Raw genomic sequence first — 18,856 nt, 5'->3', positions numbered from 1 at the left:
CCACGGGGCCGGTTCCCCCGGGGGGAGCGGCTCGCCCCCCCGAGGCCGCTCCCCCTGCCGCCGGTCCCCTGCCGTCACCCCCTGCCGCCGCTCCTCCTGCTCAGCGGCAGAGCGCGCTGTCGACGACTTATGCCTTCAGATAGGCGAGCACAGCCAGCACGCGCCGGTGGCCGGCGTCCGTCGTGGGCAGCCCCAACTTGGTGAAGATATTGCCGATGTGCTTGTGCACCGCGCCCGCGGAGACGGTCAGCAGACCGGCGATCGTCGCGTTGGAGTGGCCCTCCGCCATCAGCCCCAGCACCTCGCGCTCGCGCGGGGTCAGGCTGTGCAGCGGGTCGTCGGCCCGGCGCCGTACCAGCAGCTGGGCGACGACCTCCGGGTCCATCGCCGTGCCGCCGGCGGCCACCCGCTCCAGCGCCGCCAGGAAGTCGCCGACCTTCCCCACCCGCTCCTTGAGCAGATAGCCCACCCCGCCGCTGCCGTCGGCCAGCAGCTCGGTGGCGTAACTGTCCTCCACGTGCGCCGACAGGACCAGCACCGCGAGCCCCGGCTGCCGGCGCCGCGCCTCCACGGCGGCGCGCAGCCCCTCGTCGCGGTAGGTCGGCGGCATCCGTACGTCCACGAGCGCGAGGTCGGGGCGGTCGGCGGCGACGGCGGCCAGCAGGTCGGTGCCGTTGTCGACGGCGGAGCTGACCTCGATGCCCTCGGCGCGCAGCAGATGGGTGAGGCCCGCCCGCAGCAGGGCGTCGTCCTCGGCTATCACGATCCGCACGGGGTCACACTCCTAGGGGGATGGTGGCGCGCAGCACGGTGGGGCCGCCGCTCGGACTGGTGAGCCGGGTCGTTCCGTCGAACGCGGCCACCCGGCGCTCGATCCCGACGAGCCCGGTGCCGAGCGCCTCGTCGGCGCCGCCCCGGCCGTCGTCCGTGACCTCGACGGTGAGCAGGTCGCCGTCGGCGCGCAGGGATACGGTGATCCGCCGCGCCCCGCTGTGCTTGACGGCGTTGGTGAGCGCCTCGGCCACCACGAAGTAGGCGGCCGCCTCGACCGCGGCGGGCGCGCGCGGCAGCTCCTCCGCGTCGAGGGTGCCGTCGATCGCGCAGTGCGAGACCAGCGCGGCGACCGCGCCGGAGAGCCCGCGGTCGGCCAGCACGGGCGGATAGATGGAGCGGACCACCTCGCGCAGTTCGGCGAGCGCCTCGGTGGCCGCGTTCTGGGCGGTGAGCACCATGGGCGCGGCCGATTCCGGGTCGCGGTGCAGGGCGCGCTCCACCATCCCGAGGTGCATGACGACGGCGACGAGACGGTTCTGCGTGCCGTCGTGGAGGTTGCGTTCGATGCGCCGCAGCTCGGTGCCGTGCGCTTCGAGCGCGGCGGCCCGGGTCGCGGTGACCTCGGCGAGCCGCTCGACGAGGGAGGCCGTCGGGGGCGCGAGCCGCGCCGCGCTGCTCCGCGCGTACCAGCGGGCCAGCGGGGGGACGAGGAGCGCGCCGAGCGCCCCGTACCCGGCGGCGGTGGCCAGCGCGAGAAGGGCGTCGCCCCACGACTCGACGGGCGTGTCCAGCGTGGTCGCGGCGCCGGGCACGACCGGCCAGAGCACGGCGATCCCCACGTTCTGCAGCACGCCCGCGGGCGAGCCGACGGCCACCAGCCCGGTCAGCAGGCCGAACGTGGCCTGGAGGGTCAGCCAGCTCATGTCGCGCCGGGTGGCGCGGTCGGCCAGCGCGTCGACGAGGTCGTCGCCCTCCCCAGCCCGGCCCCGCCGGGGCGAGGGGATCGGCGTCCCGAGGAACGCGCCGGTGCGGCGGCGTTCGTACGCGGCGAGCCGGCGGATGAGCCGGATGGTGCGGGGCAGCAGCGGCAGCGTGACGATCAGCGAGGCCGTCAGCAGGAGCGCGGTCAGGGCGAACAGGGCGACGACGCCGGAACAGGCGCCGACGGCGAGGAACTTCCCCTGGCGCAGCGTGTTCCGCGCCCGCGTCTGGAGCCAGGGCCGCTCACGGCCCGGGGCGGGGTCGGTCACTTCTGGGATGCTCCCTGGCGCACGCATGGTGGAGTTGGCTCTACCTTCGATCATGGCATGTACGGGATGGTTCGTGTCAATGCCCGTGGCCTACCGTCGGTGCGTCGACACACGCGGCCCGACGGCCCGCTCCAAGTCGGCGTCTCCACTGTCGAGTTGAGCGAACGAAGGGTCAGGTCGGGGCATGGCGACGAAGGGGTGGCTCAAGGAGCCGGGAGGGACGCGCACTCCGGGGCCGTCGTCCGATTTCGCCGTACGGCTGGAGGGCGCGACAGCGGTGTACGGTCCGGGCGGTCCCGGCGGCGCGGGCGGACCCGGCGCGGCGGGCGACGCGGGGGCCGTCGTCGCCCTGCGCGAGGTGTCCGCGGGAATCCCGCGCGGCCGGTTCACCGCCGTCATGGGCCCCTCCGGCTCCGGCAAGAGCACCTTCCTGCACCTGGCGGCCGGGCTGGAGCGGCCCGCGTCGGGACGGGTGCTGCTCGGTGACACCGACCTGAGCACGCTGAAGGAGACGGCCCTGACGGAGCTGCGGCGCGACCGGATCGGCTTCGTGTTCCAGGCGTACAACCTGATACCCGCGCTCGGCGTCACCGACAACATCACCCTGCCGCTGCGCTTCGCGGGCCGCACCGCCGACCCCGAGTGGCTGGCCCAGATCGTGACCGCGGTCGGCCTCGACGGGCTGCTGGACCGGCGTCCCAATGAACTCTCCGGCGGCCAGCAGCAGCGCGTGGCCGTCGCCCGCGCGCTGGTGACCCGCCCCGACGTCGTCTTCGCCGACGAGCCGACGGGCGCGCTCGACACCAACACCGGGGCGCAGGTGCTGCGGCTGCTGCGGGGGCTGGTCGACACGCTCGGCCAGACCGTGGTGATGGTCACCCACGACCCGGTCGCCGCGTCGTACGCGCACCGGGTGCTCTTCCTCGCGGACGGCCGGTTCGTCGGCGAACTCGACGCGCCCACCGCGGAGTCGGTGGCGGCGCGGATGACGCACCTGGGGGACCGGTGAGGACCCCCGGCGAGAACCCGGACCCCGGCAGGAACGCGGACCCCGGCGAGAACCCGAGCCCCGGCAGCGGCAGGAACGCGCCCGCCACGACCTCCGGCCTCGCCTTCGCCTGGCAGTCCGTCCGGGCCCGCCGCGCCGGGTTCGTCGCGTCGTTCCTCGCGGTGCTCGGCGGCGCCGTCCTCGTCACGGCCTGCGGCGTACTCCTCCAGTCGGGCCTCTTCGCCGGGATCGCGCCGCAGCGGTACGCCGCCGCGCCGATCGTGGTCGGCGCCGCGCAGTCGGTCACGGCGGTGGACCCCGAGGGCCCGGATCTCGTGGAGACGCTGCCCGAGCGGGCGATGCTGCCGGCGGAGCTGGTGGAGACGATCGCCGCGGTCCCCGGCGTACGGAGCGCGACGGGCGAGATCAGCTTCCCGGCCACGCTCCTCACCGAGGACGGGCGCCCGGTCCCCGCCCCGTCCGGGCACGAGGTCCTCGGCCACGGCTGGGGCTCGGCGGAGCTGACCCCGTACACGCTGCGCGAGGGCGCGGCGCCGCGCGGCGACGGCGAGGTGGTGCTCGACGCGGCGACCGCCGGGCGCGCGGGCGCCGGGGTCGGCTCGACGGTGCGGATCGCGACGGCGGACGGCGCCGTACCGTACCGGGTCGTCGGAGTGGCGGCGGCGCGGGGCGCCGACGGACTGCCGCGCCAGTCGGCCCTGTTCTTCACCGATGACCGGGCGCGCGCCCTGTCCGGCCACCCGCGGGAGGTCGTGGCGGTCGCGGTCGTCGCGGACCCGGGCGTACGGACGGCCGCGCCGGCCGGTCTGGCCTGGCTGTCCACGTTCACGGACGACACCCTCACCCGGCGGGTGACGGACGCCCTGGAGAAGGAGGGGTACGGGACCGACCGCGCCGTGGTGCGCGCGGGTGTGGAGCGCGGCGAGGTCGAGTTCCTCGGGGCGGCGCAGTCCCGCTCCGTACTGACCCTGGTCTCCAGCTCGTTCAGCGGCTTCGTCCTGATGATCGTCCTCCTCGTCGTGGCGGGCACGCTCTCGCTGGTGGTGCACCAGCGGCGGCGCGAGATCGCGCTGCTGCGCGCGGTGGCGGCCACCCCCCGGCAGATCCACCGGATGCTCGCCACCGAGGTGCAGCTGGTGGCCGGCGCGGCGGCGCTGCTCGGGGTGGCGCCCGGCTATCTCGCGGCGCAGGCGCTGCGCGACGGGTTCGCCCGGATCGGCGTGATCGAGGAGGGCTTCACGCTCTCGCTCGGCCCGGTGCCCGCGGTGGTCGCCGTACTGCTCTGCCTGGGCACGGCGCGGCTGGCGGTGTGGGCCGCGGCCCGGCGCCAGGTGCGGATCGGTCCGGTGGCGGCGCTGCGGGAGTCCACGGTGGAGCGCCCGGACATCGGGCGCGGCCGGATCGCCGGCGGGTACGTCGTGCTGGGCCTGGCGGCCGTCGCGCTCGTCGCGGTGGCGTTCGTACCGCAGAACCTGGCCACGCTGCCCGCGGTGCTCTGCTCCATGCTCGCCCTGATCGCCGCCGCGATGCTCGGCCCGCGCCTGATGGCCGCGCTCGCCCGGATCGCCGGCGCGGGGCTGCTGCGCCACTTCCGGGTGTCGGGGTATCTCGCGGCGGCCAACAGCGCGGCGGGCTCCCGGCGGCTGGCGGCGGCCGTGACCCCGCTCGCGCTGACGATCGGCTTCGCGAGCAGCCAGTTCTACAGCCAGACCACGCTGTCGGAGGCGACGCAGTACCAGGCGCGGCAGGCGACCGTCGCACCGTACGTGGTGACGGGACCGGGCGGCGTCGCCCCGGACGTCGCGGCGGCGGCCCGGAGCGTACCGGGGGTGACGGCGGCGACCCCGCTGGTCGCCACCGAGGTGGTGGCGGTCGAACGGACCCTGCTCGACGAGCCGTTGTCGCGGTCGCGGGCGTACGGAGTCGACGCCGAGGGCCTGCGGGGCACGCTCGACCTGCCGGTCGCCGAGGGCACCCTGGACGACCTGCGCGGCGACACCGTCGCGCTGAGCGAGACGGAGGCGCTTTACCTGCGCAAGGGCATCGGTGACCGGGTGAACCTCGCCCTCGGCGACGGGACGCGCGTGAAGCCCCGGGTGGTCGCCGTGTTCCGCCCCAACCTGGGCTTCGGCGATGTCCTGCTCCCGGCCGCCACCGTCGTCCCGCACACCACGGACCGGCTCGCGGACACGGTCCTCGTCGCCACGGCCCCCGACGCGAACGGGGCGGCGGTGGCCGAGGCCCTGGGCGCTCTGTCGGCGGACCACCCGGGCCTGGCGGTGGGGGACCGTACGGCCCTCCAGGCGGCCCAGGACGCCCAGACCCGCTCCCAGGACTGGCTGAACCGGCTGCTGCTGGCGGTGATCCTCGGGTACGTGGCCCTCTCGTCGGCGACGACGCTGGTCACGACCACGACGGCGAGGACCCGCGAACTCGCCCTGCTCCGCCTCTCGGGCGGCACCCGCGCCCAGATCGCCCGGATGCTGACGGCGGAGACCACGTTCCTCGCGGCGACGGCGGCGGTCCTGGGCACGGTGACGGCGGCGCTCCCCCTGGCCGTCCTCTCCTTCCGCCTCACCACGAACCCCCTCCCCGCGGGCCCGCCCTGGGTCTTCGCGGCGATCGTGGCGACGGTGGTCCTGACCGCCCTCCTGGCCATCCGCATCCCGGCCGGCCGCGTCCTGCGGGCCCATCCGCTGGAGGCGATGCGCGCCCAGTCCTGACGGACGGCGCGCGGTACGGGCCTCGTGCGTACGGGGCCCGTACGTGTTCCCCGGGAGGCGTCCCCCGGGACGAGGTACCGGTTCCCGAAATCCGACGACGGTGGAAGAAGATGACGCGAAGATCAGGTCTCCGTGAGCGGAAGAAGCAGGAGACGCGTACGGCGCTCAGCCGCGCCGCCTGGAAGCTGCTGGCGGACGAGGGGCTGGCCGCCGTGACGCCGGAGAACGTGGCGGCCCGGGTCGGCGTGTCCGGCAACACGTTCCGCAACTACTTCGGCTCCCGCGAGGAGGCGATCGTCGAGGCGGTCATCCCCCGGCCCGGGTCGGTCGCGGACGCCCTGCGCGCCCGCCCGGCTGGTGAGCCGGTGTGGGACAGCCTCGCCGAGGTGCTGCCGGGCGAGGTGACCGCCATGGTCGGCAGCCACGCGGACGTCGTCGTGCTGATGCGGGTCGCCCAGGAGAACCCGACCGTCTTCGCCCAGCACCTGATCGCCGTCGAAACCGCCAAAAGACTCTTCGCGGAGACGATCGCCGAACGCTCCGGCGGCGACGGCCTGTCGTCCCTGCTGCTGGCCGAGGCGGCCGGCGCGGCGATCCGCGCGTCCGTCGAGACCTGGGCGGCCGGGGACGGAACGGCCGGGCTCGCCGACATCGTCCGGGAGAGCGTCGCCCAACTCCGCGCGGGCCTCCCGACGGGCAACCGTGCCCCGGCGGCCCTTCCTCCCGGGCCCGGCCCCGGTCCCGGCTCCGGGCCGGGTGCTTAGCTTCCGCACCGCGATCCGTGGAGCCGGTTTACGCGCCGGGGAGCCGGCGTCCGTCCGGAACGGCCGTCGCGGTGCGCCGGAACGCGCTCGGGCTGACGCCCCGGATCCGTTTGAACGCCGTGCTGAAGGCGAACGCGTCGGAGTAACCCACGGCGCGGGCGATCTCCGCGACGGTCGTCGCGTCCCGTTCGGCCAGCAGGTCCGCCGCGAGCGCCATGCGCCGGTGGGTGAGGTAGGTCAGCGGCGGTTCGCCCACCAGGTCGGCGAACCGCTTCGCCAGGGTGGCCCGCGACACCCCGGTCCGCCCGGCCAGCGAGGAGACCGTCCACGGCGCCGCCGGCTCGGCGTGCAGCAGCCGCAGCGCGTCGCCGACCACCGGGTCCCGCTGGGCGGCGTACCAGGCGGGCGGCTCACCGCCGGGACGGTCGAAGTACTCGCGCAGCGCGCACACCAGCAGCCAGTCCAGCAGCCGGTCGAGGACCACCTGCTGGCCCGGGATGTCGGCGGCGGCCTCGGCGGCCAGATGGTCCAGTACGGGGTCGGCCCCGCCACCGGTGGGGACGCGCAGCACGACGGGCAGCGCGTCCAGCAGTCTGCGGCTGATTTCGCCGCGCACCGGGTACGCGCCGACGACCAGCGTCGTCGTACCGGCACCGGCGTCAGCGTCAGCACCGGCGTGATCGTTCCAGCCGAGCCGGTGCCGGGTCCCGCCCTGCTCGGGCGTCGCGCACTCCTCACCGCACACGATCGGCTCGGCCCGCGTACCGACCTCGTCGACGAAGGTGAACGGAGCGGGGCCCCGCACGACGACCGTCTCGCCGGCGCCGAGCCGCTCGGGCGGGCGGTCCTCCGGCACGAGCCAGCCCGCCCCGCCGAGGACCGCGCACAACGTCAGCGGCGCGCCGTCCACGAAGTGCAGGGCCCAGGGCGGGGACAGGGCCGAGAGGCCGAACAACGAGCCCTGGGCCCGCACCCCGCGGAAGAGATCACCGAACGCGTCCACCCCACGCAGGTTAGACGATGACACAGGCAATCCGGCTTTTCACCCATGGAATCGTCCGAGCGGGCGCCGTTGAATCGGTGCCATGAGCAACAACGACACCACCCTTGTCCTCGGCGCCACCGGCAAGACCGGCCGGCGGGTCGCCGCCCGGCTCCGACTGCGCGGTACGCGGGTGCGCGCCGCGTCCCGGTCCAGCCGGACCCGCTTCGACTGGTCCGAGCCCGCGGGCTGGGATCCGGTCCTCCAGGGCGTCACCACCGTCTACGTGGTGCCGCCACCCGTGCCCGGGCCGGTGCACGAACTCGTGGCGCGCGCCGAGGCCGCCGGCGCCCGGCGCCTGGTGCTGCTCTCCGGGCACGGCGCCGACACCTGGGGCGACTCCGCCTTCGGGCTGGACATGCGCTCGGCCGAGGAGGCCGTGCGCGGCTCGGCCCTGGAGTGGACCGTCCTGCGGCCGGCGAACTTCATGCAGAACTTCGACGAGGACGTCTTCCACGCCTCGCTGACCGCCGGCGAACTGGCGCTCCCGTCCGGTGCGGTCCCCGAGCCGTTCGTCGACCTGGAGGACGTCGCCGACGCAGCGGCCGCGGTACTGGCCGAGCCGGGCCGGCACGCCGGGCGGACCTACGAGCTGACCGGGCCGCGCGCGCTGACCTTCGCCGAGGCCGTCGAGCTGATCTCCCGGGCGTCCGGGCTGCCCATGACCTACCGGCAGGTCTCCCCCGCCGGGTACACCGCGGCGCTGGTCGAGGAGGGCTGGGGCGAGGACGACGCCCGCCATCTCACCGCGATGTTCGAGCTGATGGAGCGCGGGCTGCTCGCCGGGACGACGGACGGCGTCGCCACCCTGCTGGGGCGCGCGCCCCGGACCTTCGAGGAGTACGCCGTACGGGCCGCGGCGGCGGGCGCCTGGCGGCGTTGACCCCGCACGGCATTGACACGGCATACCGGTACCGCGGTGCCGGTATGCCGCCCCGTGCACAACCGTCGGTCGACCGCCGGTCGCTATCCTGTCGACGTGGCCACCGATTCCGAGCGACCCGCGCTCGACGCACTCGACCGGGCCATCCTCGCGGAGCTGAGCCGGGACGGCCGGATCACCAACATCGAACTCGCCCGCCGCATCGGCCTGACGCCCGCCCCCTGCCTGCGCCGGGTCAAGCGCCTGGAGGAGGAGGGGGTGATCACCGGCTACCGGGCGGTGCTCGATCCCGTGGCGACCGGCCGTTCCTGCGAGATCGTCGTGGCCGTCGACATCACCGTCAACGACCGTCAGACGACGGAGGAGTTCGAGGAGGCGGTGACACGCTTCGACGAGGTGACCGAGGTGAGACGCCTGCTCGGCCGGCCCGACTACTTCGTCCGCGTCAACGTCGCCGATCTCGCGGCGTACGAGGAGTTCCTCATGAACCGCCTGGCCCGGCTGCCCGCCGTGCACCGGGTGGAGTCCCACCAGACGATGAAGATCGTCAAAGGCGGCCCCTGAGAACAAGGCGGCCCTGAGAACAGCAGCCTGGACAACACGGTGATCAGCGGCCGGGCCGACGTGGACCGCCTGCTCACCCGGCCCGCCGCGGCCCCGCCCCCGCCCGCGCCGGCCACGCCCAAGGGGATGAGCGCCGAGACGACCCGCCTGGTGATCACCGCGCTCCGCACCGCCGAAGGCACCCTCTCGGCCTCCGAGTGCGCCGGCCTCATCGGCATCTCCCGGGTCAGCGCCCGCCGCTACCTCGAACACCTGATGACCACGGGCAGTGACGACGTATCCCTCCGTTACGGCATGGCCGGCCGCCCGGAACGCCGCTACCGCTGGCGTTCGAGGTAGTCCAGAGGTAGGCCCCGGCCTCCGACCTGCGGCAGAACACCCCTTCTGAAATAATTTATCCGCACATTCATACGGAATCCGGGAAGCGCCGCACCACCGCTCAGGGAGGACACCATGAGCGCCACGGCCACGCGCCGCGAGACCGCCCGCGCACTGCTCGACACCCATGGACAGACCTACGCGGCCCAGGCGGGCATCCGGCTCAGGGACACCCCCCAGCCGCTCTACCAACTGCTGGTCCTCGCCTGCCTGCTCAGCGCCCGTATCCGGGCCTCGGTCGCCGTCAGCGCGGCCCACGAACTCTTCGAGGCGGACCTGCGCACACCCCGCCGCATGGAGGACGCCACCTGGCAGCAGCGGGTGGACGCGCTGGGCGCGGGCCACTACCGGCGTTACGACGAGAGCACGTCCACCACCCTCGGCAAGGGCGCCGTATTCCTCCGCGAGCACTACGGCGGCGACCTCCGCCGCCTGCGCGAGAAGGCCGGCGGCGACCCCGGCCGCCTGCGCGAACTCCTCCAGGAACTGCCCGGCATCGGCCCCGCCGGCGCGGACATCTTCCTCCGCGAGGTCCAGGGCGTCTGGCCCGAACTCGAACCGTACGTCGACACCAAGGCCGCCCAGGGCGCCCAGCGCCTCGGGCTCCCCACGAACCCCGGCGAACTGGCGAAGCTGGTGACGCCACAGCAACTGGCCACCTTCGCCGCGGCCCTCGTACGGGCGGCGCTCGACAAGTCCGTGGTGGAAGACGTAAAGGAAAAAACAACCCCGGCGCCGAAGCCGGCCGCCACCACGAAAGCCACCTCGCCCCGGTGAACGCTCCTCCGATCGGCGAGAGGAGGGGACGTCACCCGGAACTCTTCGCCAGGACCTCGTTGCGCGGGGCGCTGTTCCTCCGGTCTCGCACGTGGGCGTAGCCCACGAGACCGCCGAGGACCGCGAGGAGCACGGCCGACGAGCCCGCCGTGCCGAGGTCGAGGCCGCCCTTGGCGACGGGCTTGGTGAGGAAGTCACCGGCGGTGGCCCCGAGAGGGCGGGTGAGCACGAAGGCGATCCAGAACAGCAGAACGTTCGGGACGACACGTACGCGCATCAGGGCGAGGAGCCCCGCGAGCAGCCCGGTGATGAGGAGAGCGCCACCCGCGTAGCCGAGTCCGGAACTGTCGGACAGGAAGTCACCCATGGACGTGCCGAGCGTGTTCGAGACAAGGATCGCCGACCAGAAGAGGGCCTCGGCCCGGAAGGTGACGATGTCACGGATGACGAACGTCATCCCGGTGGATTTCCACAGGACGAAGATGGCGATCAGGATCGAGATCAGAATCGCCGCACCGACGGGATACCCCAGTCCCAGCCCTTGCGGCCCCCAGCCCAGCGACGTGGCCCCGGGGGAGAGGTACGTGCCGCTGGCGTCACGGTTCATGAAGTCGGACATCGTCGTGCCGGCCATGCTGGTGGACAGGATGACGGTCCAGTAGAAGAAGGGGTTGTACTGCTTGGACCTGAGCTGTACGACCAGTGTCACCACGAAGACCAGGAACAACGCGATCGTGGTGAGGAAGTAGCCCAGTTTGAGGGTCTGGGCGAAGAGGTCGCCGGCCGTCTCGCCCAAGGTGGTCGCGGCGATCTTCATGATCCAGAAGGCCAGAGTGACCTCCGGCAGCTTCCTCGGCACGTACCTCGCGGGGCCGGTTACCCCCGAATCGGTCAAGAGCTCAGGCTGTGTCATTTTCTGTCACTTTCGACGGAAGCAACCGAAGGAAGGCATCGTCGTCGCCCCGGTGGTCGCGGCTGTCGGGCAGGTCATGTGGTCCGACCCTGCCCGCCGGGACCTGAACACATCCTGAATACCGCCGGGCCGCGCGTCCGACGCCCCCAGGCTTGATGCGGATGGCGGTGGCGGAGGCGGCGCGTGAACCTCCAGAACCTGCCGGCGGGTTACTTGCTCTGCCGGGCCGTTGAGCGCAGACCCATCAGGTGCCTCTTGAGCGACGGGCCAGGAACTTTCCCAGTTCCCACACGAGCAGGAGCGCGAGAGCAGCCAGCAGCGCCCAGCCGAACTGGCGCGCGTTGATCTCGGTCGTCCCGAGGATGCGGCGGAAACCGTCCATCTGGGTCACCAGGACCGCGAGTACGAACTGGGCCAGTGCCACCCAGTTCAGCTGCCTGCTGTCGAAGGTGGACGCCGTCAGCACCGAGTCCGTCTCGCTGCGGCATTCAAACGCGGCGACGATCAGACAGAGGGCGAAGGCGGTGAACGCGATGGACTGACCGGTCTCGGCGCTGTCGAAGTGGGCCTGCCCGAGCTTGATCAGTCCGAGCAGGAGGACGGTGATCGCCAGTCCGCCGATTCCGACCGTGACCAGTACGGGCCGGGTGAGGACGGACTCCCCTCGTGGACGCGGCCTGCGCCGCATCAGTCCGGGGCTCTCCCGGTCGAAGCCGAGCGCGAAGCCGAAGGAGGCGTTGACCACGAAGTGGATCCACAGCACCTGCGGCGGGGTGAACGGCTCACCTGCGGCGATGTTGAAGACGGTGGCCCCGAGGAAGGTCAGGACGAAGGTGACGAGCAGGAGCAGGACGAACCGGATGTATTTGGTGAGGTTGTCGTAGATCCGCCGGCCCTGCTCCACGGCGTAGACGATGGTGGCGAAGCGGTCGTCGGAGAGGATCATGCGTCCGGCGTTCTTCGCCACGTCCGTGCCGCTGCCCATGGCGATACCGATGTCGGCGGCTTTGATGGCGGGCGCGTCGTTGACGCCGTCCCCGGTCATCGCCACGACCTCGCCCTTCTTCTTGAGGGTGTTGGCGAGCAGCACCTTGTGCTCCGGCGCGACGCGGCCCACCACACCGATGCCGTCGATGCGGGCGAGTTGCTCGTCCTCGCTCATGGCGGCGAAGTCGGCGCCGAGGACCGCCTCGCCGGGGATGCCGAGCTGCCGGGCGATCGCCGCGCCGGTGGTGACGTCGTCACCGGTCACCATGCGGACCCGGATGTGCCCCGCCCGCGCGCCGGCCACGGCTGCCTTGGCGTCCTCGCGGGGCGGATCGACCATGCCGACGAGGCTGTTCATCCGCAGCTCGGTGAGGTACGCGAGCAGGTCTCCGTCCGGATCGAAGCCGGCCGGGTCCAGATCACGGGTGGCCGCGGCCATCACCCGGTGCCCCTCGCCGCCCATCCGCCGGGTCTGTGCCTCGGCGCGCGCGATCAGTTCGGCGTCCCAGGGGATGGTCTCGCCCGCCGCGAGCGCGGTGGCGGCCCGCGCCACTACCGCCGGGACCGCGCCTTTGACGAAGCACCGGACGACCTGCCGCCCAGAGGCGTCGACCGCTCGGTTGAAGGTGGCCATCAGCTTGTAGTCCGGGTCGAACGGCAGCGTGGCGAGTCGGGGAAGGCTCTCCCTGGTGGCGTCGATGTCCAGCCCGGCCTTGTGCGCGAGTACCAGCAGCGCGCCCTCGGTGGGATCGCCCACCACCTCGCCGTCCACCAGTTTCGCGTCGCTGGCCACCACGTACGGGAGGATCGCGTCCTCGATGCCCGCGGAGGAGCCCGCGGCATGGTGGACCTTCCCGGTGAGCCCGTAGCCGGTGCCCGAGACGGTGTACCGGTCGGTAGGACTCACGACTTCGACGGCGGTCATCTGGTTCATGGTCAGCGTGCCGGTCTTGTCCGAGTTGATGGCCGAGGTGAACGCGAGTGTCTCGACGGACGGCAGTTCTTTGACGATGGCGTTCCGTTTCGCCAGGTTGAGGCTGCCGACGGACAGGATCGCCTGGGTCACGGTCGGCAGGGCCTCGGGGATGGCGGCGATGGCCAGCGAGACCGCGCTGACGAACAGGACGTCCCAAGCCTGGTCCCGGTGCCGTCCCAGCGCGAACATCACGATCATGGTCAGGGCCGCCGCTCCGGTGATCCACAGTGTCAGGCTGTCGAGCTCCCTGGTGAGTGGCGGTACCTCTTTCTCGGTGGCCGACAGCATTCCGGAGATCTTGCCGACCTCCGTTGCGGCGCCGGTCCCGGTGATGACGAGGACGCCGCTGCCGTGGGTGACCGGGGTGTTCATGAACGCCATGTTCGTCCGGTCGCCGGGCGCCGGCAGGGGGCCCGCCAGCGTGTCGGCGTCCTTCGCGGCGGGAACGCTCTCGCCGGTGAGCGCCGACTCGTCGATCTGCAGGGCACTGGCCTCGATGATGCGTCCGTCCGCCGCCACCTGGTCCCCGGCCGCGATGAGCACGATGTCGCCGACGACCAGCTGCTCGGCGGGGATCTCGGCCTCCGTGCCGTCCCTGCGCACCCGCGCCGTCGCCTCCATCATCGACTGCAGTGCGTTCATCGCGCTCTCGGCCTTGCCCTCCTGGCGCAGGCCCACGACCGCGTTCAGCAGGGTCAGGACGATCAGCAGGACTGCTGTGGTCCACTCCTGGATGAGCAGCGAGACGACCGCCGCGGCCACGAGGACGATCTGCATGTAACTGCGGTACTGCGCGAGGAACCGGCGCCAGGCCGCAGGCCGCTTCTCCTCGGGGAGTGAATTCGGGCCGTGCGCGTCCAGAAGTTGCGCGGCCCGTGCCGCGGAGAGCCCCAACGCCGGATCTACGCCGAAAGCCGCTGCGACCTCCTCGGGAGTGCGCGTGTACCAGCCGTCCTCCGAAGCCCGAGGCTGTTCTCCCACGGAATTCGAACGCACCGTCATCGCTCTGCCTCCGATCCGTGGCCGCGGATGCGTCCGGGCCGATCGCGCGCTGGGTTCGACGGGTCTCAGCCGTGCTTCTTCCTGGCCGACGGATGCCGGTCGGCGTACGGATCGGCCGATGCCCCGGCGGGGGCCTCCCGCTCCAGGTCCCGTTTGGTGACGAGCAGGTCCTTCCGTGCCGCCTGCCCCACGTCGGGGTAGTGAGGGTCGATGTCCATCAGGGTGTGCGCGAGGATCGCCGCCGAGCAGATCCGCTCGAACCACTTCCGGTCCGCCGGCACGACGTACCACGGCGCCCACTTCGTACTCGTGGCCGACAGCATCTCGGAGAACGCGTGCTGGTAGTCGTTCCAGTGGCGCCGCTCCCGAACGTCGGCCGCGGAGAACTTCCAGTTCTTCTCCGGCCGGTCGATCCGCTTCAGGAAGCGGGTGCGCTGCTCCTCCTTGGACAGGTTCAGGAAGACCTTCACCACCTTGAACCCGTTGTCCGTGAGATAGCGCTCCCAGTGGTTGATCTCCCGGTAGCGCCGCTGCCATATGTCCGGCCCGCGCGTACCGTCCGGCAGCTTCTGACGGACCAGGTTCTCGGGGTGGACGCGTACGACGAGGACCTCCTCGTAGTGCGAGCGGTTGAAGATGACGATCTCGCCGCGCGTGGGCAGGCGCTGGGCGTAGCGCCACAGGTAGTCGTGGTCGAGTTCCTCGGCGGAGGGCACCTTGAAGCTGCTGACCCGTACGCCCTGGGGATTGACGCCGCTCATCACATGGCGGATCGTCCCGTCCTTGCCACCGGCGTCGAGTGCCTGGAGGCACAGGAGTACGCCGTAGGTGTCCTGGGCGGCCAGCCGCTCCTGGTACTCGGCCAGCAGAGACACCCCGGTCCGCAGCAGCTCGATCCCCTCCCGCTTCTTCAGACCTGCCTTGTAGCGAGGATCGAAGTCCCGGTCGAGGCGCACCTTCGACCCCGGTTTCACCCGTAGGGGCGCGATGAAATCCGCGATGCGTTCGGCTCTCTTGTCCGACATCACGATCAGTCCTTCTCCGGTCCGGGGTGGGCGCGGCGCGTCTCGGGGGCCGCTCCGCGGTCGACGGCCTGACCGGGAGCGGTGCGGCAGGCGGCACGGAGCACCCTCCGGGACAGGTGTTCGGCCGGGATCGGGACGGTCGCGTGCCCTGCGGGATCGGTGCGCTTCACCGGCCCGGGGCGGCGGCTCAAGCCTCCGACGGGGAGGCATGCACCGACGTCAGAAGTCTGTTCTTCGACTGTCATGGCCGCATGTGTCCCATTTCCCACGACCTCCGGACCGCGGAACCACACATCCCGCCACGGCCGTGACAGGATCCCTCGCGCTCATTGTCTGTTCGCCCGTACAAGATCGCCCCTTGAGGCCGGGCGGCGGGAAACCGCCCAGGGAGGCGTCCGAGCGCGGTCGCACGGCGAGAGCGCCTTGCCGGGCCCCGGCCGACGGCGGGTGGGGGCAGCACCGCAGTGCCGGGCCCCGGCGTCCGAAGTGGTCCGCTCAGGCGTTCTGGAGGTGCCGGAATTCCTCGTCGTCCGGCAGTTCTCCTTGCGGGGTCGCCTTGTCCACGACATGCGGAAGCTGTTCCGCGAGTCCGTCGGCGAACTCCTGCACCGACACACCGGCCTCCGCAGCGGCGGCCGCCACCTCGTCGGCGTCCAGCACGGAGAGCAGTTGCTCACCGGTGATGGACCGGTTCCCCACCTGGTCGCTCACCCAGGAACCGACCTCGTCAGCGAGTCCCTTGTCCGCGAGGAGGACCAGGAAGTCCCCGAACTCCTCCGCACTGATCTCTTCATCGGCGTTCGTCATCACACCTTCTCCTTCTTCGCGGCCTCGGCGGCGAGTTCCTTCAGTCGCTTCTCTGCCGCACGCCTGAGCGCTCCGTTTTTGGCCGCTTCGCGTGCCGCCTGCTTGATCAAGCTCTTGGCCCATGACGAGAACACAAGGTCTCCTTACCGATTCGCACCAGCGGCTCTCACTGCATGTACGTGATTGCCTGCGCTGAGTCTCTGGCTTGATGATCGAGTCGGTAAGCCTGGAGCGGCATAAGAGCGGAATTGTCCGTTCCGTTTTCAGTCGTGCGAGGGAACGCCCAGTCGCCTGTTCCAGCAGCCTGGCCGGATGTCCGACCGTCAACTCGCGCGCGCACCAGGAGATACGCACGGTCGCGGCAACGCTGCCGGCGCGCGGGCCGGTTGTGCTCCTGCCGGGTCACGTTCCGCACGGCTGTGCGGAACGTGCCGCACGCAAAACACCCCCCTGGCCGCGATTTCGCAGGTCAGGAGGGTGTGAGAGCGGTAGCGGAGGGATTTGAACCCTCGGTGACTTGCGCCACACTCGCTTTCGAGGCGAGCTCCTTCGGCCGCTCGGACACGCTACCGAGAGAGAGCTTAGCCCAAGGTGGGCCGTGGTTTGAAATCGATAGGTGGTCGGGGGTCAGCGGGATCGGAAGAAGGTGGTCAGGAGGGCGGCGCACTCCTCGGCGAGGACGCCGTGGATCACTTCCGGGCGGTGGTTCAGGCGGCGGTCGCGTACGACGTCCCAGAGGGAGCCCGCCGCGCCCGCCTTCTCGTCGAGGGCGCCGAACACCACGCGGTCCAGCCGGGACTGGACGATCGCGCCCGCGCACATCGTGCACGGTTCCAGGGTCACCACCAAGGTGCAGCCCGTGAGGCGCCACGCGCCGAGCTTCTCGGCCGCCCTGCGGATCGCCAGGATCTCCGCGTGGGCCGTCGGGTCGCCCGTCGCCTCGCGTTCGTTGTGGGCCGTGGCCAGTGTCGTGCCGTCCGGGGACAGCACGACGGCACCGACCGGTACGTCACCGGACCCGCCGGCCCGTACGGCCTCGTCCAGGGCGAGGCGCATGGGGGCCGGCCACGGTGCGCGTACCGGGTCGGGCTCGTCCATCTAGCGCACGGTCTCCAGTACTTCCGCCGCGCCCAGGGCCTCCGCGATCTCGGCCATCGCGTCGCTCTCCAGCGCCAGCAGATCGGCCTCGGAGAGGCCCAGGTCGGACAGGATCTCCCGGTCGCCGACGGCGCCCGTGGGCACGGTTTCCGCGGCCGTGGCGGGGGTGTCGGTGTCAGTGTCGGTGTCGGTATCGGTTCCTTCGTACTCGTCGTCCGGTTCGCCGTCCTCCGTACCGTCGAGGTCCAGCGCGTCGAGGTCGTCGGCCGGGTCGTCCTCGTCCCCGCCGAGCAGTTCATCAATGAGGATCTCCCCGTACGAGGAGCGTGCGGCCGCGGCCGCGTCGGAGACGTAGATACGAGGATCTTCCTCGCCGTCCACGCGGAGGATGCCGAACCAGGCGTCCTCCTGCTCGATGAAGACGAGCACCGTGTCCTCGTCCACCGAGGCTTCGCGGGCCAGGTCGGTGAGGTCCGACAAGGTCTCCACATCGTCGAGCTCTGTATCGCTCGCTTCCCACCCGTCTTCGGTGCGCGCGAGCAGTGCGGCGAAGTACACCGTGACTCTCCCACTGGTCAGAGGTGTGACGGTCCGGCGGTGCGCTGCTCGGCGCCGCCTACTCGGAATCGTGGCAGAAACCGGCGCTTCGCGAGAGGTCTTCCGCCGTTGCGTCGTGGCGCCATTTTATTAGGCCCCTGTTCGGCCCCGGGTGTGGGACGCCTTCCTCCGGGCCCGCGGGTGGTCCGAAGGGCGGTCCGGTGGGCGGTCCTGGGGGTTTCGGGATCCGGTGCCGTGGCCGGGCGTGGCTCCCGGCGGTCCGGGCGTGGCTCCGGCGGGTCGGGCGTGGCTACCAGCGGAACGTACGCATCCGCATCTGCTGGCGCATCCGGGCCGCCCGTGCCTGCCGGGGCTTCACGCGCTCGCGCAGCGCCTTGGCCTCGTTCAGCTCCCGCAGGAACTGCGCGCGGCGCCGGCGGCGCGCCGCCTCCGTCTCGCTCTCGCCGTCCCCCGTGGTGTCCGGCTCCGGCTCGGGATCCGGGGGTGACTCGGGACTCATCGACGCCTCACCACCTCAAGGCTGTGTCCTTGGCCCTTCTACCTTCCCTCGCCCATGGGGGTTGATGCCAGCCCGTTCCCGGCATTCCAGACCTATCCTGGCAGCGCGTGAGGCATTGGCCCCCGGTTACTGTTGACGCCATGCGGATTCACGTCGTCGACCACCCGCTGGTCGCGCACAAACTCACCACCCTGCGCGACCGGCGCACCGACTCCCCGACCTTCCGGCGGCTCGCCGACGAGCTGGTCACCCTGCTCGCGTACGAGGCCACCCGGGACGTACGGACCGAACAGGTCGACATCGAGACCCCCGTGACGGGCACGACGGGGGTGAAGCTCTCCCACCCGCGGCCCCTGGTCGTCCCGATCCTCCGGGCCGGTCTCGGCATGCTCGACGGCATGGTGCGGCTGCTCCCGACCGCCGAGGTGGGCTTCCTCGGCATGATCCGCAACGAGGAGACGCTCCAGGCGTCCACGTACGCGACCCGGATGCCCGAGGACCTCTCCGGCCGGCAGGTGTACGTACTGGACCCGATGCTCGCGACCGGCGGCACGCTCGTCGCGGCGATCCGGGAGCTGATCAAGCGCGGCGCGGACGACGTGACCGCCGTGGTGCTGCTCGCGGCGCCCGAGGGCGTCGAGGTGATGGAGCGCGAGCTGGCGGGCACGCCGGTGACGGTCGTGACGGCTGCGGTCGACGAGCGGCTCAACGAGAACGGCTACATCGTGCCCGGTCTGGGCGACGCGGGCGACCGGATGTACGGCACCGTCGACTAGCTAGGGATTGTCCTTGGACGGGAAGGGGGCCGGGTCTTCAGTCGGAGGCCC

At 71.9% G+C, this 18,856-nt stretch carries 18 protein-coding genes, 1 tRNA gene and 1 pseudogene; 8 read left to right on the top strand and 12 right to left on the bottom strand.

From position 1 onward, the window contains the following. Positions 1-127: 127 nt before the first annotated feature. Together ACFTZC_RS16245 and ACFTZC_RS16240 are read right to left on the bottom strand one after the other, a co-directional pair. Positions 128-772: a response regulator gene (locus ACFTZC_RS16245; RefSeq protein ID WP_382890084.1), complete on the bottom strand. Its 645-nt coding sequence runs from the start codon at positions 770-772 to the stop codon at positions 128-130. 4 nt (positions 773-776) lie between these two features. After that, the gene (locus ACFTZC_RS16240) at positions 777-2,024 is read right to left on the bottom strand and encodes a sensor histidine kinase (RefSeq protein ID WP_382890082.1); all 1,248 of its coding nucleotides are present in this window, start codon (positions 2,022-2,024) and stop codon (positions 777-779) included. Between the two features lie 184 nt (positions 2,025-2,208). On the opposite strand from ACFTZC_RS16240, the gene ACFTZC_RS16235 reads away from it, so the two are divergent. The 3 genes from ACFTZC_RS16235 to ACFTZC_RS16225 all read left to right on the top strand — a co-directional run bounded on the left by ACFTZC_RS16235 (position 2,209) and on the right by ACFTZC_RS16225 (position 6,520). Further along, the gene (locus ACFTZC_RS16235) at positions 2,209-3,033 is read left to right on the top strand and encodes an ABC transporter ATP-binding protein (RefSeq protein WP_382890080.1); all 825 of its coding nucleotides are present in this window, start codon (positions 2,209-2,211) and stop codon (positions 3,031-3,033) included. Then, positions 3,030-5,756 (top strand): FtsX-like permease family protein, encoded by a 2,727-nt coding sequence (locus tag ACFTZC_RS16230; protein WP_382890078.1) that lies wholly within the window; start codon positions 3,030-3,032, stop codon positions 5,754-5,756. Before ACFTZC_RS16235 ends, ACFTZC_RS16230 begins: the two co-directional genes overlap by 4 nt. A gap of 110 nt (positions 5,757-5,866) precedes the next feature. Continuing rightward, the gene (locus ACFTZC_RS16225) at positions 5,867-6,520 is read left to right on the top strand and encodes a TetR/AcrR family transcriptional regulator (RefSeq protein WP_382890076.1); all 654 of its coding nucleotides are present in this window, start codon (positions 5,867-5,869) and stop codon (positions 6,518-6,520) included. Positions 6,521-6,548: 28 nt separating this feature from the next. Here ACFTZC_RS16225 and ACFTZC_RS16220 read toward each other — a convergent pair whose 3' ends face one another. Continuing rightward, positions 6,549-7,523: an AraC family transcriptional regulator gene (locus ACFTZC_RS16220; RefSeq protein ID WP_382890074.1), complete on the bottom strand. Its 975-nt coding sequence runs from the start codon at positions 7,521-7,523 to the stop codon at positions 6,549-6,551. Positions 7,524-7,605: 82 nt separating this feature from the next. Between ACFTZC_RS16220 and ACFTZC_RS16215 the strand changes: the two genes are divergently transcribed. The 4 genes and pseudogenes from ACFTZC_RS16215 (at position 7,606) to ACFTZC_RS16200 (ending at position 10,164) form a co-directional block, all read left to right on the top strand. Next, positions 7,606-8,445 carry an NAD(P)H-binding protein gene (locus tag ACFTZC_RS16215; protein WP_382890073.1) on the top strand — a complete coding sequence of 280 codons (840 nt, stop codon included), beginning with the start codon at positions 7,606-7,608 and terminating at the stop codon, positions 8,443-8,445. Between the two features lie 96 nt (positions 8,446-8,541). Beyond that, positions 8,542-9,009 (top strand): Lrp/AsnC family transcriptional regulator, encoded by a 468-nt coding sequence (locus ACFTZC_RS16210; RefSeq protein ID WP_382890071.1) that lies wholly within the window; start codon positions 8,542-8,544, stop codon positions 9,007-9,009. A 15-nt stretch (positions 9,010-9,024) separates the two neighbouring features. After that, positions 9,025-9,348, top strand: a pseudogene (locus ACFTZC_RS16205) (two-component system response regulator); the annotation flags it as partial. Between the two features lie 114 nt (positions 9,349-9,462). Continuing rightward, entirely contained in the window at positions 9,463-10,164 is a 702-nt protein-coding gene (locus ACFTZC_RS16200) for an endonuclease (RefSeq protein WP_382890068.1), read from the top strand. A gap of 31 nt (positions 10,165-10,195) precedes the next feature. On the opposite strand, the gene ACFTZC_RS16195 is transcribed toward ACFTZC_RS16200, so the two are convergent. From ACFTZC_RS16195 to ACFTZC_RS16155, 9 genes are all read right to left on the bottom strand, one after another. Next, positions 10,196-11,023, bottom strand: coding sequence for a hypothetical protein (locus tag ACFTZC_RS16195; RefSeq protein ID WP_382890066.1), 828 nt, complete (start codon positions 11,021-11,023; stop codon positions 10,196-10,198). A gap of 298 nt (positions 11,024-11,321) precedes the next feature. Then, positions 11,322-14,042, bottom strand: a complete 2,721-nt coding sequence (locus ACFTZC_RS16190; RefSeq protein ID WP_382890064.1) for a cation-translocating P-type ATPase — start codon at positions 14,040-14,042, stop codon at positions 11,322-11,324. Positions 14,043-14,107: 65 nt separating this feature from the next. Further along, entirely contained in the window at positions 14,108-15,067 is a 960-nt protein-coding gene (locus ACFTZC_RS16185) for a polyphosphate kinase 2 family protein (protein ID WP_382890062.1), read from the bottom strand. A gap of 495 nt (positions 15,068-15,562) precedes the next feature. Further along, on the bottom strand, positions 15,563-15,874 hold the full coding sequence (locus tag ACFTZC_RS16180) for a YidB family protein (protein ID WP_382890060.1): 312 nt from the start codon (positions 15,872-15,874) through the stop codon (positions 15,563-15,565). Then, a complete protein-coding gene (locus ACFTZC_RS16175; protein WP_382890058.1) occupies positions 15,874-16,008 on the bottom strand; it encodes a hypothetical protein in 135 nt (44 codons plus the stop codon). The genes ACFTZC_RS16180 and ACFTZC_RS16175 overlap by 1 nt, the downstream gene beginning before the upstream one ends. 352 nt (positions 16,009-16,360) lie before the next feature. Beyond that, a tRNA-Ser gene (locus tag ACFTZC_RS16170) sits at positions 16,361-16,445 on the bottom strand. Positions 16,446-16,501: 56 nt separating this feature from the next. After that, positions 16,502-16,972: a tRNA adenosine(34) deaminase TadA gene (tadA, locus tag ACFTZC_RS16165; RefSeq protein WP_382890056.1), complete on the bottom strand. Its 471-nt coding sequence runs from the start codon at positions 16,970-16,972 to the stop codon at positions 16,502-16,504. Continuing rightward, positions 16,973-17,530 carry a hypothetical protein gene (locus tag ACFTZC_RS16160; RefSeq protein WP_382890054.1) on the bottom strand — a complete coding sequence of 186 codons (558 nt, stop codon included), beginning with the start codon at positions 17,528-17,530 and terminating at the stop codon, positions 16,973-16,975. Between the two features lie 289 nt (positions 17,531-17,819). After that, complete coding sequence (locus ACFTZC_RS16155; RefSeq protein ID WP_382890052.1) at positions 17,820-18,029, bottom strand: hypothetical protein; 210 nt, start codon at positions 18,027-18,029, stop codon at positions 17,820-17,822. A gap of 140 nt (positions 18,030-18,169) precedes the next feature. Between ACFTZC_RS16155 and upp the strand changes: the two genes are divergently transcribed. Next, positions 18,170-18,805 (top strand): uracil phosphoribosyltransferase, encoded by a 636-nt coding sequence (gene upp, locus ACFTZC_RS16150; protein WP_365810687.1) that lies wholly within the window; start codon positions 18,170-18,172, stop codon positions 18,803-18,805. Positions 18,806-18,856 lie beyond the last annotated feature (51 nt).

Origin of the sequence: Streptomyces sp. NPDC056987 (assembly GCF_042673865.1) — a bacterium.
GTDB lineage: Bacteria > Actinomycetota > Actinomycetes > Streptomycetales > Streptomycetaceae > Streptomyces.
This window is presented reverse-complemented; position numbering and strand designations above follow the sequence as displayed.